The organism is Actinomyces procaprae (genome assembly GCF_004798665.1).
In the GTDB taxonomy this organism is placed as follows: domain Bacteria; phylum Actinomycetota; class Actinomycetes; order Actinomycetales; family Actinomycetaceae; genus Actinomyces; species Actinomyces procaprae.
In genome coordinates this window covers 3,228,526-3,243,079 of the sequence record NZ_CP039292.1, presented here as the reverse complement: position 1 = coordinate 3,243,079, position 14,554 = coordinate 3,228,526, and the positions used below count along the sequence as shown (strand labels likewise).

Below are 14,554 nucleotides of genomic sequence, written 5' to 3'. Positions count from 1 at the left end.
TCGGCGGGCTATACGGTGATGAGTCGCAGCGCGGGGGCGACGGCGTGCAGGTCGTCCGGGTCCGAGGTCACTACCGCGTGGCCCTGCTCGCGGGCGTGCAGCACCACATGGACGTCGACGACGTCGGGGTGTCCGCTGCGTCCGCACAGCAGTCCGACCGCCCGCGCCGTCACGTCGTCCAGTGGGATCACCCGGACCGCCGGGTCTGCGAGCAGCCGGGCGACCCGCGCCTGGCGGGGCCCTCCTCGCCACGCCTGGGCGACGACGCCCGCGGGCACGGCCAGCGCGATCCCGGCTTCGACTGCCCGGCGCAGCAGGGCCCGCATTCTGGCATCGCCGCGCTCAAGCGCCAGCAGCGCCCCGGTGTCCAGGGTCAGGCCCGTGACCTCGCCGTCCGTGCTCACGCCAGGCCCAGGGCGCGGTCGGCCCAGGCCAGGTCGGCGTCGTCGACCGGGCCCAGCTCGCGGTCCAAGTCGTCGAGCAGCTCGGCCAGGCCGTCCTCGCGTTCGGCACGGGCGATCGCCGCGCTGATGTACCCGGACACCGAGGCCGCCCGCCCCTGCGCAACCGCACGCCGGATGGAGCTGACCTGCGCATCCGGTAGGCTTACCGCAATCTTCTGAGTCATACCGGAATCATACCGCCCGGGTGCGGGCTGCTACGGCGGGGCTGTTCGCCGGCGCGCTACGTTGGTGCGGCACCCTCGGACGGCCGCGCCCATGATGCCGGAAGCGGGACGGACGGGCCTGCAATCCGATGTCGCATCCCTTGCAATACGATCACGGGACGTGGCATGAGGCTGCGTAAAACCCCGTGTTTGCTCGGATGAGTCCAGAATTTTGCTTGCAAGGCTTGCAGCAAGTCGTGGTCTCGTGTGTAATGAGGCGGTCATGGCCGCCGTCGGCGCTGGGCCGCCCCGCGGCCTATGGCTCACGATTGGCAGCTACTCTCTACCCGGGCCTCAGGCTCGACAACTCCACGTCCAAGGGAGGACATTCATGCGACCCATCACCCGTCGCTCCATGCTCGGTGGCTCCGCGGCGGTCGCGCTCGCCGCGACCCTGGCCGCCTGCTCCAACGGGTCCGGCTCCAACTCCGGCTCCGGCGATTCCGGGACGGGATCGGTCTACTTCCTCAACTTCAAGCCCGAGGCCGAGGAGGCCTTCAAGACCATCGCCTCCACCTACACCGAGAAGACCGGCGTCGAGGTCAAGGTGGTTACCGCCGCCTCCGGCACCTACGAGCAGACCCTCCAGACCGAGGTCGCCAAGTCCAACCCGCCCACGATCTTCAACATCAACGGCCCGGTCGGCCTGGCCACCTGGCAGGACTACGCCCTGGACCTGTCCGACGTCGACTTCGTCAAGGACCTCACCGACCCCTCCATGGCCCTGACCGACGACGCCGGCACCGTCTACGGCTCCCCGCTGGCCACCGAGGGCTACGGCCTGATCTACAACGGCGAGATCCTGGACAAGTACTTCGCGATGGACGGCGCCAAGGCCACCTCCATTGATGAGATCAAGAGCTTCGACAAGCTCAAGGAGGTCGTCGAGGACATGCAGTCCAAGAAGGGCGACCTGGGCATCGACGGCGTCTTCGCCTCCACCTCCCTGTCTCCGGGCGAGGACTGGCGCTGGCAGACCCACCTGTCCAACTACCCCGTGTACTACGAGTTCAAGGACAAGGGTGTCACCGACACCCCCGACCTGGAGCTGACCTACTCGGACAACTACCAGCAGATCTTCGACCTCTACCTCAACAACTCCACGGTCGAGCCCTCCGCGCTGTCCTCCAAGACTGTTTCCGACTCCATGGCCGAGTTCGCCCTCGGCAAGGCCGCCTTCGTCCAGAACGGCAACTGGGCCTGGTCCCAGATCTCCGAGGTCGACGGCAACGTCGTCAAGGAGGACCAGATCCACTTCATGCCGATCTACATCGGTGTGGACGGCGAGGACAAGTCCGGCATTGCGCTGGGCACCGAGAACTACCTGTCGGTCAACTCCCAGGCCCCCGAGGCGGACCAGCAGGCCTCCATCGACTTCCTCAACTGGTTGTTCATGGACGCCGAGGCGGCCAAGCTGCTCACCGACAACTCCGTGGTCTCCGCCGCCCCGTACTCGGCCTTCGCCGAGCTGGCGCCGGCCGATCCGCTCGGCGCCGAGGTCGTGGAGTATCTGAACAACGACGAGCTCTACCCGATCAACTGGGTCTTCCAGACCTACCCGAGTCAGGACTTCAAGGACCAGGTGGGTCAGCACCTGGCCCAGTACGCCGCGGGCAATGAGTCCTGGGACGACGTCAAGAAGTACTTCGTCGAGGAGTGGAAGGCCGAGAAGAGCGCCTGACGACTCCTCCAAGCGGCCACTGATGGGCCCCTCGCTTGAGCGAGAAACGACGACGGCGGCGCCCGGTGACACTGCCGGGCGCCGCCCGCCGTACCCCTTCAGTCGGCCCGACGCCGCAGCTTCAGTCCCAGTGAACCCCTCGAGACACTCATGACCAAGTCACTCAAGAAGTACTTCCTCGTATTCACCGGCCCCACACTGATCGCCTTCCTGATCGCCTTCATCGTGCCCTTCTTCATGGGCCTTTACCTGTCGCTGACCAAGTTCACCACGCTGACCAACGCCAAGTGGGTCGGCTTCGACAACTACCAGACCGCCCTGACCGGCAACACCGGCTTCGTCAAGGCGCTCGGCTTCACCGCCGTCGTCTCAGCCATCTCCATCCTCACTGTCAACCTCGGCGCCTTCGCCCTGGCCTACCTGCTCACCCGCAAGCTGCGGGGCACCAACCTGTTCCGCTCGGTGTTCTTCATGCCGAACCTGATCGGCGGCATCGTGCTGGGCTACACCTGGCAGGTCATGCTCAACGCCATCCTGCGCCACTGGGGTCAGACCATCGTCAACGACTGGCGCCTGGGCATGGCCGGGCTGATCCTGCTCATCAACTGGCAGCTCATGGGCTACATGATGATCATCTACATCGCCGGCCTGCAGAACGTGCCGCCGGAGCTGATCGAGGCGGCCCAGATCGACGGCGCCGGCAAGTGGGAGACGCTGCGCAACGTCACTATCCCCATGGTGATGCCGTCGATCACCATCTGCCTGTTCCTCACCCTGGCCAACACCTTCAAGATGTACGACCAGAACCTGGCCCTGACCAACGGCGCCCCGCTCAAGCAGACCCAGATGGCGGCGCTCAACATCGTCGACCTGATGTACAAGCAGGTCGGCAAGCAGGGCATCGCCCAGGCGCAGGCCGTCATCTTCTTCATCATTGTTTCCGTCATCGCCGTGCTGCAGCTGCGCGCGACCCGCGCCAAGGAGGTTGACGCGTGAGCACCGAGACTCTCGCCCCCATGGGCTCCACCGCCATTAAGCCGATGCGGTCCTCCAAGCCCGCCCGCCGCAAGCAGACGGTCGGCCAGAACCTGCTCACCGCGTTTCTCGCGGTGCTGACGCTGATCTGGATCGTCCCGCTGCTGTTCATCCTGATCAACTCCTTCAAGGGCAAGTTCTTCATCTCCGACTCGCCCTTCTCACTGCCCACCGGCGAGACCTTCGCCGGGCTGACCAACTACATCACCGGCCTGCAGCTGTCCGGCTTCGCCCGGGCCCTGGGCTGGTCGCTGTTCATCACCGTCGGCTCGGTGGCGGTGATCGTGCTGCTGACGGCCATGACCGCGTACTACATCACCCGCGTCAAGACCTGGTGGACCTCGCTGATCTACTACCTGTTCGCCTTCTCCATGATCGCCCCCTTCCAGCTGGTCATGTTCCCGACCGTCAAGATCGCCGACATGTTGGGGCTGGCGACGCCGTGGGGCATGATCATCCTCTACCTGGGCTTCGGTGGCGGCCTGTCCGTGTTCCTGTTCGCGGGCTTCATCAAGTCCGTGCCCCTGGAGATCGAGGAGGCCGCCTACATGGACGGCTGCTCCCCGCTGCAGAGCTACTTCCGGGTGGTGATGCCGCTGCTCAAGCCGACGGCGGTGACGGTGGCGGTCCTGAACGCCATGTGGGTGTGGAACGACTTCCTCCTGCCGAACCTGGTCATCGGCCAGGACGAGCGCTACAAGACGATCCCGATCGTCATCCAGATGCTCGTCGGCTCCAACGGCAACCGCGACATGGGCGCCCAGATGGCCATGCTGGTGCTCGCCATCATCCCCATCGTCGTCTTCTATGCCTTCGGCCAGAAGTACATCGTCGAGGGCGTGGCCGCCGGCGCCGTCAAGGGCTGACGGCACCCGCCTCCCGTCGTCGTGCCCAGCTTCCTCCGGCCCGACTCGGCCTTCTACCGGGCCTGGTCCGCAGCCGCGGACCTCGTCGTCGTCAATCTGCTCACCCTGCTGGGGTGCCTGCCGGTGGTGACGGCGGGGTCCGCGCTTACTGCATGTGCCCGTGTGGTGATGGAGATGGTGCGCGAGGAGGACACCTACACGGTGCGCACCTGGTGGCGGTCCTTCCGCACCAACCTCCGGCAGTCGCTGGCCTGGTGGCTGCCGGTGCTGGCCGCGGGCGTGCTGGCCGCGTGGATGAACCTGTCACTGTCCCAGCTGGGCGGTGCCGCCATGACCGGCCTGGTCGACGCCGGGGCCCTGCTGATCGTCGCCGTCCTGATCTGGCTGGTGCCGCTGGTCGCCTTCTTCGACAACACCGCCGGCACGCACGTGGCCAATGCGGCGCGCCTGGCCGTCGGGGCCCTCGGCCGTACCGCCGTGTGCCTGCTTCTGCTTGCCGCCCCCGTGGTCTTGGTGGTGGCCCTGCCGGGCGCGCGTGCCGCCGCCGGCTGGTTCATGGTGCTGCTCGGGGTGGCCTTCATCGGCTACCTCATGGCCCTGGTGCAGCGGCCCGTCATCGACCGCCTGCGCGACGCCGCCCGCACGGAGAGCCCATACCCCTAACCACCGAGATCGGTAGTAATCACCACCGAGATCGGTAGCTATGACCACCGAGATCGGTAGTAATGACCGCCGAGGTCGGTAGCTATGACCGCCGAGGTCGGTAGTAATGACCGCCGAGGTCGGTAGTAATGACCGCCGAGGTCGGTAGCTATGACCGCCGAGGTCGGTAGTAATGACCGCCGAGGTTGGTAGTAATGACCGCCGAGGTCGGTCGAAGTAACCATCGGTGGTGGTGCGGGTCCGCGCGGCGACGCTACGTAGGGCGCTGGAACTACAGCAGACCGTGGGAGATGGCAATGAGCGCGCCACTTGGGCGTCGTTTCGCGACCCAAGCGCGCATTCCTGTCTCCCATCACTGTGTCCTCAAACGCCAGGGGAAACATACGTACTGAAGCGCGATGCACAGCCAGACAGCGGTGACATGACGCCGTCCCGGTGCGTCGTCCCGTAGGAGCTCTCCCACGGACGCACCGGGACGTAGCCGTATCTACCGATCTCGGTGGTTATTACTACCGATCTCGGTGGTTATTACTACCGATCTCGGTGGTTATTACTACCGATCTCGGTGGGGGGCGGGGTTGGCTTCGGCTGGTAGTAGTGCCAGGACCTCAGTGCTTCAGCTCGGCGTCGATCACCGTCATCTCGTTGGGCACCACCGACAGGTCCAGGCTGGAGAGCAGCTCGCCGGTGGAGATCTGCACCAGGTGCAGCTTCTGGGTGGCGGGGTCGGTGACGTAGGCGAAGTCGCCGGCCGTCTTCACATTGGGGCCGGGCTCCTGCCAGTTCTCCTTCTCCGTCCAGGGGGACACCACATCCACCTGCTTGGTCACCTTGGCGGACGCCGGATCGAGGATGTTGAGCTTGCCGTCGTAGGTCAGTACCACGCCCTCGCCCGCCGCGCCGCGGCCGAAGGAGCGGAACCAGTAGGCCGATCCCAGTTCCACCGTTGTGGTGGTGGCATCGGTGGTGTTGATGATGCCGACCTTCGTGGGGTGCTCCGGCGCGGCGCCGTCGACGGGCTCCACGGTCTTGTAGTCGGTGAGCACGTAGGGGGACTCGGGGGAGCCGAACTGGTTGCCGCTGCGCTGGTAGGCCTCCGGCACCGGCACCTTGTGGAACTGCCCGTCGCGGAACACCACCGAGCCGTTGGTGCAGCCGAAGCTGACCACGTCCTCGCCCTGGGCGGTGGCCTCGCCGTGGACGCCGGGGCAGTCGGTGGACTCGGCGCCGATGGAACCGTCGGCCTTGCGCTCATGGACCGTGTGCCGCTCGTCCTCGGTCCCCTCGGTCACCAGGACGCTGCCACCGGCCAGGGGAACGGCGACGCCGTGATGCGGGTCGTTCGTCTGGAAGCTGGTCAGCTCGTCGGGGCTGAGCTGGCCGTCCTCCAAGGCGCTGGTGTCAAAGATGGTGACTGTGCCGGTGCCGTCATCGAAGACGGCCGTCTTCCCGGCGTGGGTGACGACGTGCCCGGGCGTCTCCGCCTCGATGACGGCGCCGGTGAGGCCGGGGGTGGTGGTGTAGTAGTGGTTGTGGTCGCCGTGGGGCTTGACGATCATGCCCAGGTCCAGGACCTCGAAGCCCGCGGAGGAGGAGACGAGCACGTGCCGCCCGTCCCCGGCGGGGTTCAGCCGCAGAAAGCCCTCCTTCTCGATATCCGCGACCACGGAGCCGTCGGAGGTGTCCACGATCTGGATGCCGCCGTCGTAGGTGATGGCGGCGCGCGGATCGACGTCGCTCACCTCCACGGGCTTCTCCGACGGCGTCGCCTCGGTCGGCGCCTGGGCGGTGGTGGGGGAGCCGGAGCCGCCCGCTGAGGACGAGCCGCAGGCGGCCAAGGCCATGGTCAGGGCCGCGGCGGCCAGAGTCAACGCACTGAGTTTGGGGAGTGTTCTCATGCCGCAAACGGTAATGATTATCGTTACGGCTCGCAAGGCGGCGTTGACAATGCGCGCCGGATCCCGCTGCGTGTGCGTCGTGCGCAGGAGGCCGGAGCCATGGAGGTCGTTTCCGAGAAGGAGCCCTCGCGGCGTCATCTCCTCCTCCGGGCTCTTCCCGGCCGCGATCCCGTATCGCAACGTGGATGCCGGGCGCGCGCAGAGTCGTCGTGGACGCCCTGATGCTGAGCTTCTCGGGAGGATTCATGATGCGAAGGCAACTACGCCGTCGAGCATCGCTGGCGGTCGTCATGGCGGTTGTCATCGGGTTGCTGCTGGCATCCGGTGCCCGGTATGGGCCGGAGCAGTCACAGCCCGCCGTCAAGGAGACGGCCACCGCGGTTATCGACTCCGGTGACGTGGACGGTCCGCACGCCCCGGTCGACCGCGTGCCCGCCCACACCACGGTTGAGCTCAGCGATGGCGCGGTTGTCAGGGATTTCGACCTCGGCGACGTCGAGCTCGGTCCCCAGTCGAATCCCGGGGCGTTCCGGGCGCCGGTGCGCGGCGTCCTGGTCACCCCCGATACCGAGGCCCAGAGCGCGCCCCTGGTGATCTTCAGTCACCTGCGCACCTTCGGCTGCGCCGATGACACCTTCGGCTACCCCTGCGCAAGGGGCGTCGAGGAGATCCGTGCGGACCGGGGCATGACCTATTTCGGCAAGGCCCTGGCCGCGCAGGGGTACGCAGTGCTGATCCCCGACCTGTCCCCACTGTGGTCGGGGGCGGAGCTGTCCGCCCCCTATGACCAAGTCGCCGGCTGGCTCGCCACCGTCGGGCGCATGCGCGAGGAGGCCATCGCCGCATCGGCTGGAAGGGACTCCGTCCTGGGGGAAGGACTGACCGGGGCCGTCGACGCGAGCCGGACCGCGCTCATCATGCACTCGCGCTCCGCCGGCATCGCCAATGCCGCGGTGGAGTCCTGGCGGGAGTCCGCGAGCCCCATCACCTCACTGATGTCCTACGGCGGCGACTACGGTGTCCCGGACGGGCCGGAGGCAGACTTCGCCGCTCCGGCGCCCGCGTATGTGCCCCTGCTCGCCGTCGACGGCGATGCCGACCGCGATGTCAAGCAGGCCGGCCCCATGTGGCTGGCCGAGCATATCGGCCAGCCGCGCAGTGCCCCGGCCATCAGTGTCCGGCTCCCCGGATACGGGCATAACTACATCAACCGGGCGCTGTCGGAGCGCGGCTTCGACGACCGGGTACTGGACGAGGGGATGGAGGCGCCCAAAGCGGCCGACCACGAGCGCATGCTGACGGACGTAGCCGTGCAGTGGCTGGCCCAGACTGTGCGGGGGGAGACCGGGGCGATCCCCACGTCGTCGATGGCTGAGCTGCCCGAGCAGCTCGTCGGCATTCCGGCGCGCTGGCTCATCGCCCCCGGAGTCGAGCGAGTGAGCTGGACTGCCTCCGGTGATGCGGCCGACGCACCGGCACTGACCGCGCTCAATGGCGGAAGCGTGACCACCTGCCGCACCTACGCGGATATGGATCCCAACCAGTATTCGGACCGGTGCCCGTACCCCGAGGTGGGAGTCCTGTCCTCCCGCTCATTCACGGCCGCCGTCACCCTTACCGATGGCGGTGGTGGGCACCTGGACACGGATGCGCACGACGTGCAGTCCCTCGCCGTCCACCTGGCGCCCACGGGGGACCGTGCAGACGGCCTGACGCATACGCCACTGCGCGTCGTGGTGACTGCGGCGGATGGCTCTCGATACGTGCTGGAGCCCTCCGGGAGGCTTGAAGCGCTGCGGAACCTGGCGAGGGTGGACGCGAACGGGGACTACACCCTGGCCACGATCAGGTTCGTGCTGCCTGAAGAGGCGGCCTCCACCCATGTTGTCGGGGTGGACCTGACTGGTGGCCCCGCTGGAGGAAATATCAGTGTGCGCGGCGTGGACCTGGTGACAGCCGGGCGGTGAGGGCGGCGCGTCCCAGGCCACCAGGCGCCGGTGCGATCGGGGTCGTCGTATGAGGTAGTGGTGCCAAGTAGCGGCAAAACCGGGCCCGGTGGTGGGGGCGGGCGCCGAGACAGATGGGCTCCCGCCCACCGGGCCTCGGGTAGGCTGTCCGCGGCGCGCCCAGGCCGCGCCTGCCCTCCGGGGCACCCACGCACACAGGGAGCAGCAATGCCAGCCGTCGTCGTCGTCGGAACTCAATGGGGAGACGAAGGAAAGGGCAAGGCGACCGACCAGCTCGGTCAGGGCGTCGACTACGTCGTCAAGTTCAACGGCGGCAACAACGCCGGCCACACCGTCGTCATCGATGGCGAAACCTTCGCCTTCCACCTTCTTCCCGCAGGCGTCCTCACCCCCGGGGTAACCCCCGTGATCGGCAACGGCGTGGTGGTGGACCTGGAGGTCCTATTCCAGGAGATCGAGGAGATCACCTCCCGCGGCAAGGACGCCTCCGCCCTGAAGATCTCCGCCAACGCCCACCTGATCCCCTCCTACAACCGGGTCATGGACCGCACCACCGAGCGCTTCCTCGGCGCCCGCCAGCTGGGCACCACCGGCCGCGGCATCGGCCCCACCTACGCGGACAAGATGAACCGCGTCGGCCTGCGCGTGCAGGACCTGTTCGACGAGTCGATCCTGCGGCAGAAGGTCCACTCCGCCCTGGACCAGAAGAACAGCCTGCTGCTGAAGGTCTTCAACCGGCCCGCCATCGACCCCGACGCCGTCGCCGACGAGCTGCTCTCCTACGCCGACCGCGTGCGCCCCATGGTGGTGGACACCTCCCTGATGCTCAACCGGGCCCTCGACGCCGGCAAGACCGTCCTGTTCGAGGCCGGTCAGGCCACCATGCTCGACATCGACCACGGCACCTACCCCTTCGTCACCTCCTCCAACCCGACCGCCGGCGGCGCCTGCACCGGCACCGGCGTCGGCCCCACCCGCATCGACGCCGTCGTCGGCGTGGTCAAGGCCTACACCACCCGCGTCGGCGAGGGGCCCTTCCCCACCGAGCTCACCGACGCCATGGGGGAGCGGCTGCGCGCCGAGGGCGGCGAGTACGGCGTCACCACTGGCCGCCCGCGCCGCTGCGGCTGGCACGATGCCGTCGTCACCCGCTACGCCGCCCGCGTCAACGGACTCACCGACCTGGTGATGACCAAGCTCGACGTGCTCACCGGACACGAGACCATCCCCGTTTGCGTCGCCTACGACGTCGACGGCGAGGTCACCTCCGAGATGCCACTGACCCAGACCGACTTCCACCACGCCAAGCCGGTTTACGAGGAACTGCCCGGCTGGAGCGAGGACATCACCGGCGTGCGCCGCTTCGAGGACCTGCCCGCCGCCGCCCGCGACTACGTGCTGCGCATCGAGGAGCTCGCCGGCTGCCGCATCTCCGCCATCGGGGTGGGTGCTGGCCGCGAGGCCACCATCACCCGGCACCGGCTGCTGGGATGAGGCGGGTGCGCCCCGGCGCGCCGATCTCCCGCGTGGACCGAGGGGGCGCCTGGGCGCCGTCGGCCGCTCAGCGCCGTCGGGGCCGGTGCCGTCGCAGCGCCGCCGCACCCACGGCCACGCCGGCTGCGACCACCCCCGCGATGATCCACCACCCGTAGCGGTCCCAGGCGGAAACGCCCGCGCCCGTGGTGGCGTAGCCCGAGGCGGTCACCCCGTCATACAGGACGTCGGCGTCCTCCCAGGTGACAGTGGTTCCGGAGACGCGGCCGCCGCCCGCGTCGACGACGGCGCCCGGGAAGGTGATCGACAGGTGGGCGTCCACGACCGTGCTCAGCGACTCCGTCGCATCCGCGGCGGTCGAGTCCGCCGACGGGCCCGTTCCCTCAGAGCCGTCGCCCGCGCCGCCCGCGCCCTCAGCGCTCCCAGCGCCCTCGGCGCCGCCCGCGCCCTCAGCGCCGTCGGCGGACGCGCTCCCATAGCCGGCCACATGCACCACGTACAGGTCGCCGTCGCGAACCACCAGTCGGCCAGAGCCGGAGGAATCGCCGTCGGCCTGCGCAATGGGCACGCCGGTGACGTGTACCTCGCAGCCCAGCCCGTCGGCGTCGTCGGCCGAACCGATCGGGGAGGCGGTGACCGTGGCGCCCTCGCCGGTTCCGACCAGGGACTCGGTGGCGAGCTCCTCGCAGTCGGTGGCCTCGGTGAAGACCGTGCCGGTGGTGTCGCGCATGACCAGGTCGGCGTCGTAGGTGCCGGCGACGTCGAGGCGCATGTCCATACGCGCGGTGCAGCCCGCCAGGGCCAGCGCGGCGGTGCCCAGGGCGACTGCGGCCGACAGGCCCCGCCGAAGCTGTGCAGGCGCGGAACGACGGCGGAGGCTGGAGGTGACGACGGCCATGCCCCGACGCTACACGGCGGCGGGTGTGGCAGGAAACACCACCGTAGAAGGGGGTGAATGCGCTGACAGGGGACCTTCGGGCGTGACCTTCGGCGCCGGATGAGGAAGGATAGTGCCCGACCCCGTAGTCATGAGAATCGAAAGAAAGAAGGACTCACATGACTGTGTCTGAGCAGGATGTCCGGGCGGCTGCACCGGCCAACGCCCCCGAGGACGTCATTGCCTTCGCCGTCCGTCTCGCCGAGCTCGGCAAGCCGGAGGACGTCTACTTCTGCGACGGCTCCGAGGAGGAGTGGGACCGCCTGACCTCCGAGATGGTCGAGTCGGGCATGTTCATCCGCCTCAACCCGGAGAAGCGCCCCAACTCCTTCCTCGCGCGTTCGCTGCCCAGCGATGTTGCCCGCGTCGAGTCCCGCACCTTCATCTGCTCCGAGAAGGAGGAGGACGCCGGCCCGACCAACAACTGGTACGACCCGGCCGAGATGAAGAAGATCCTCAACGAGAAGTTCGACGGCACCTACGCCGGCCGCACGATGTACGTGATCCCCTTCTCCATGGGGCCGCTCGGTGGTCCGATCTCCCAGCTGGGCATCGAGATCACCGACTCCCCCTACGTCGTCACCAACATGCGGATCATGACCCGCATGGGCGCCAAGGCCATGGACCTGATCAACGAGGGCCGCACCTGGGTCCCCTGTGTGCACTCCGTCGGCGCCCCGCTGGCCCCCGGCCAGGCGGACACCACCTGGCCCTGTAACGACGAGAAGTACATCACCCAGTTCCCGGAGACCAACGAGATCTGGTCCTACGGTTCCGGTTACGGCGGCAACGCCCTGCTGGGCAAGAAGTGCTACGCGCTGCGCATCGCCTCCACGATGGCCCGCCGCGACGGCTGGATGGCCGAGCACATGCTCATCCTGCGCCTGACCGACGAGAAGTCCGGCAAGCAGTACCACGTCACCGCCGCCTTCCCGAGCGCCTGCGGCAAGACCAACCTGGCCATGCTCCAGCCGACCATCCCCGGCTACAAGGTCGAGACCGTCGGTGATGACATCGCCTGGATGCGTCCCGGCGAGGACGGCCGCCTGCGCGCCATCAACCCCGAGGCCGGTTTCTTCGGCGTCGCCCCGGGCACGTCCTACAAGACGAACCCGGTGGCCATGGACACCATGAAGGCCAACACCATCTTCACCAACGTCGCCCTGACCGACGACGGCGACGTGTGGTGGGAGGGCATCGACGCCGAGCTGCCGGACCACCTGATCGACTGGCAGGGCAACGACTACACCCCCGCCGACGCCGAGGCCGGCAAGAAGGCCGCGCACCCGAACTCGCGCTTCACCACGCCCGCTTCGCAGTGCCCGATCATCTGCCCCGACTGGGAGGCCCCCGAGGGCGTTGCCATCGACGCCATCCTGTTCGGCGGTCGCCGCGCCACCAACGTGCCGCTGGTGGCCGAGCAGTACAGCCCCGCGCACGGCGTCTTCATCGGCTCCTCGGTGGCCTCCGAGGTCACCGCGGCCGCCCTTGACGCCAAGGTCGGCTCGCTGCGCCACGACCCCTTCGCGATGCTGCCCTTCTGCGGTTACCACATGGCCGACTACTGGGGCCACTGGCTGGAGATGCAGGAGCAGCTGGGCGAGAACTTCCCGAAGGTCTACCAGGTCAACTGGTTCCGCAAGGACGCCGACGGCAAGTTCCTCTGGCCGGGCTACGGCGACAACTCCCGCGTGCTCGACTGGATCGTGCGCCGCTCCGCCGGTGAGGTCGAGGCCATTGAGGGCGTGACGGGCCTGTACCCGAAGTTCGAGGACTTCAACCTCGAGGGCCTGGACGTGGACGAGTCCATCTGGAACCAGATGTACGACATCGACCCCGACGCCTGGGCCGCCGAGATGGACTCCACCGAGGAGTACTACGAGCAGTTCGGCGACAAGGTCCCGGCTGCCATCCGCGAGGAGCTCGCCAAGTTCCGTGAGCGCATCGCCGCCGCCAAGGCCTGAGCGCTGAGCGCTTAGCCGACGGGTCCCCGGTCCACTGGGCCGGGGACCCGTTGTTTGTGGCGTGGGCCCGGCGTCTGGGGCGGGCGGGTGTCAGAATCGATGACAAACGGGCCGATCGGCGTCGGCGTCGTTTCCAAAAACAGCGGAATCACGCGGGTGCTGGGGCGGGGTCCGACGGCGGTGGCGGCGTTTGTCATCATTATTGACACATAAGGCATCGCCCGGAGGGCCGGCCCCCGGTTTCCACAGGCGCGGTTCGTGCAGGGCCAATCCACAGGTCTCGTGGAGGCGGGTAGCGCCGCGTCGTCCGCGGGAGCGAGCCTGTGCCCATGGGACGGAATGATGACATTCTGGCGCGGGTGCGGGCGTGCCACGGCGCTGTGCGGATACGGGACCTGCATCCGGACCGGACGGAGCGCCGTCACATTGAGAGGTTGATCGAGGCCCGCAGGCTGATCGCCCACCCTCATGGCGTGGTGAGTCTGCCGGGAGTGGGCTGGGACCTGGTCCTTGCCCGCATTCACGGCGGGTTGATCACCTGCATGCACGCCGCCAAGCATTACGGATACCCGTACCCCCGGCTGTGGACGCCGGTGCATTTGGCGGTTCCTCGCGGCAGGTTGTTGCCTGCGCTCAAGGGTGAGGTGCTGCATGTTGAAGGTTCGCTTCAGCCACTTCCCCCGACCCGGTTCCCGGTGGCGCCTGTGCCGCTCATGCTGGCGCGCTACCTGCGCTGCAGCCCTGATCGTGAGGCGCCCCTGATGGCCTGCGACGCGGCTCTGCATGAGGGGCACGCCGATGTCAACGCCGTCGCCGCATTGCTGCGAGGGCCGGGCTCGCGGCAGGCCCGGCAGTGGCTGGCTTTGGCCAGTTCGCGGGCGCGCTCTCCACTAGAGACTCTGGCTCGCTTGCAGTTGTACGATGCGGGGATCCCCTTCGAGGATGGTGTGGACATTCCCGGCGTGGGAGAGGTGGATCTGCTGGTTGACGGCCGCCTGGTCCTGGAACTGGATGGCTACACCTACCACGAGGACGACTTCCAGTTTGCCCGGGACCGTCGCCGCGACCGGGAACTGGTCCGACAGGGATATCGGGTTGCTCGTTTCACCCGCAAGGATGTCCATCTCGGAAAAGTGGGCGCGGAGATCCAGGGACTGCTGGCCGCGCGCGATGGTCTGCTTGCTCGCCCGAGTGGGGAAGGCAAGCTGGACGCGACTGTCAAGAATGATGACAAACGGGTCCATCGACGTCGGTACTGCTTCTGAAAACAGCGGAATCACGCGGGTGCTGGGGCGGGGTCCGACGGCGGTGGCGGCGTTTGTCATCGATTTTGACACCCGGGCCGGAGCGCCTTGTGTCAAGACACCCGGACGGCTAGGTTG

General features: G+C 67.8%; 12 protein-coding genes. 8 read left to right on the top strand and 4 right to left on the bottom strand.

Going from position 1 to position 14,554, the window contains the following annotated elements; translation table 11 throughout:
- Positions 1–8 precede the first annotated feature (8 nt).
- Together E4J16_RS13260 and E4J16_RS13255 are read right to left on the bottom strand one after the other, a co-directional pair.
- Entirely contained in the window at positions 9–404 is a 396-nt protein-coding gene (locus E4J16_RS13260; RefSeq protein WP_240038159.1) for a PIN domain-containing protein, read from the bottom strand.
- On the bottom strand, positions 401–628 hold the full coding sequence (locus E4J16_RS13255) for a toxin-antitoxin system antitoxin subunit (protein ID WP_136314265.1): 228 nt from the start codon (positions 626–628) through the stop codon (positions 401–403). Before E4J16_RS13255 ends, E4J16_RS13260 begins: the two co-directional genes overlap by 4 nt.
- A gap of 370 nt (positions 629–998) precedes the next feature.
- On the opposite strand from E4J16_RS13255, the gene E4J16_RS13250 reads away from it, so the two are divergent.
- The 4 genes from E4J16_RS13250 (at position 999) to E4J16_RS13235 (ending at position 4,912) form a co-directional block, all read left to right on the top strand.
- Positions 999–2,348: an ABC transporter substrate-binding protein gene (locus E4J16_RS13250; RefSeq protein WP_136314264.1), complete on the top strand. Its 1,350-nt coding sequence runs from the start codon at positions 999–1,001 to the stop codon at positions 2,346–2,348.
- Positions 2,349–2,498: 150 nt separating this feature from the next.
- Positions 2,499–3,344: a carbohydrate ABC transporter permease gene (locus E4J16_RS13245; protein ID WP_136191829.1), complete on the top strand. Its 846-nt coding sequence runs from the start codon at positions 2,499–2,501 to the stop codon at positions 3,342–3,344.
- Positions 3,345–3,388: 44 nt separating this feature from the next.
- Positions 3,389–4,249 (top strand): carbohydrate ABC transporter permease, encoded by an 861-nt coding sequence (locus E4J16_RS13240; RefSeq protein ID WP_240038477.1) that lies wholly within the window; start codon positions 3,389–3,391, stop codon positions 4,247–4,249.
- Between the two features lie 21 nt (positions 4,250–4,270).
- A complete protein-coding gene (locus E4J16_RS13235) occupies positions 4,271–4,912 on the top strand; it encodes a MusI family membrane protein (RefSeq protein WP_136191827.1) in 642 nt (213 codons plus the stop codon).
- 608 nt (positions 4,913–5,520) lie between these two features.
- On the opposite strand, the gene E4J16_RS13230 is transcribed toward E4J16_RS13235, so the two are convergent.
- Positions 5,521–6,810, bottom strand: a complete 1,290-nt coding sequence (locus E4J16_RS13230) for a hypothetical protein (RefSeq protein WP_240038158.1) — start codon at positions 6,808–6,810, stop codon at positions 5,521–5,523.
- A 209-nt stretch (positions 6,811–7,019) separates the two neighbouring features.
- On the opposite strand from E4J16_RS13230, the gene E4J16_RS13225 reads away from it, so the two are divergent.
- Complete coding sequence (locus E4J16_RS13225; protein WP_136314263.1) at positions 7,020–8,777, top strand: alpha/beta hydrolase family protein; 1,758 nt, start codon at positions 7,020–7,022, stop codon at positions 8,775–8,777.
- A 207-nt stretch (positions 8,778–8,984) separates the two neighbouring features.
- The gene (locus E4J16_RS13220; protein ID WP_136314262.1) at positions 8,985–10,271 is read left to right on the top strand and encodes an adenylosuccinate synthase; all 1,287 of its coding nucleotides are present in this window, start codon (positions 8,985–8,987) and stop codon (positions 10,269–10,271) included.
- 67 nt (positions 10,272–10,338) lie between these two features.
- On the opposite strand, the gene E4J16_RS13215 is transcribed toward E4J16_RS13220, so the two are convergent.
- Complete coding sequence (locus E4J16_RS13215) at positions 10,339–11,169, bottom strand: LppM family (lipo)protein (RefSeq protein ID WP_240038157.1); 831 nt, start codon at positions 11,167–11,169, stop codon at positions 10,339–10,341.
- A 158-nt stretch (positions 11,170–11,327) separates the two neighbouring features.
- Here E4J16_RS13215 and E4J16_RS13210 point away from each other — a divergent pair, with 158 nt between their 5' ends.
- Both E4J16_RS13210 and E4J16_RS13205 read left to right on the top strand, forming a co-directional pair.
- Positions 11,328–13,172, top strand: a complete 1,845-nt coding sequence (locus E4J16_RS13210) for a phosphoenolpyruvate carboxykinase (GTP) (protein WP_136314261.1) — start codon at positions 11,328–11,330, stop codon at positions 13,170–13,172.
- A gap of 329 nt (positions 13,173–13,501) precedes the next feature.
- Positions 13,502–14,437, top strand: a complete 936-nt coding sequence (locus E4J16_RS13205) for an endonuclease domain-containing protein (protein WP_240038156.1) — start codon at positions 13,502–13,504, stop codon at positions 14,435–14,437.
- The last annotated feature ends 117 nt before the right edge of the window (positions 14,438–14,554 follow it).

Bases quoted from the DNA above. Each gene is read 5' to 3' on its own strand.
- E4J16_RS13230 (WP_240038158.1), bottom strand. From the start codon at position 6,810: ATGAGAACACTCCCCAAACTCAGTGCGTTGACTCTGGCCGCCGCGGCC.
- E4J16_RS13250 (WP_136314264.1), top strand. From the start codon at position 999: ATGCGACCCATCACCCGTCGCTCCATGCTCGGTGGCTCCGCGGCGGTC.
- E4J16_RS13255 (WP_136314265.1), bottom strand. From the start codon at position 628: ATGACTCAGAAGATTGCGGTAAGCCTACCGGATGCGCAGGTCAGCTCC.
- E4J16_RS13210 (WP_136314261.1), top strand. From the start codon at position 11,328: ATGACTGTGTCTGAGCAGGATGTCCGGGCGGCTGCACCGGCCAACGCC.
- E4J16_RS13215 (WP_240038157.1), bottom strand. From the start codon at position 11,169: ATGGCCGTCGTCACCTCCAGCCTCCGCCGTCGTTCCGCGCCTGCACAG.
- E4J16_RS13220 (WP_136314262.1), top strand. From the start codon at position 8,985: ATGCCAGCCGTCGTCGTCGTCGGAACTCAATGGGGAGACGAAGGAAAG.
- E4J16_RS13245 (WP_136191829.1), top strand. From the start codon at position 2,499: ATGACCAAGTCACTCAAGAAGTACTTCCTCGTATTCACCGGCCCCACA.
- E4J16_RS13240 (WP_240038477.1), top strand. From the start codon at position 3,389: ATGCGGTCCTCCAAGCCCGCCCGCCGCAAGCAGACGGTCGGCCAGAAC.
- E4J16_RS13205 (WP_240038156.1), top strand. From the start codon at position 13,502: ATGGGACGGAATGATGACATTCTGGCGCGGGTGCGGGCGTGCCACGGC.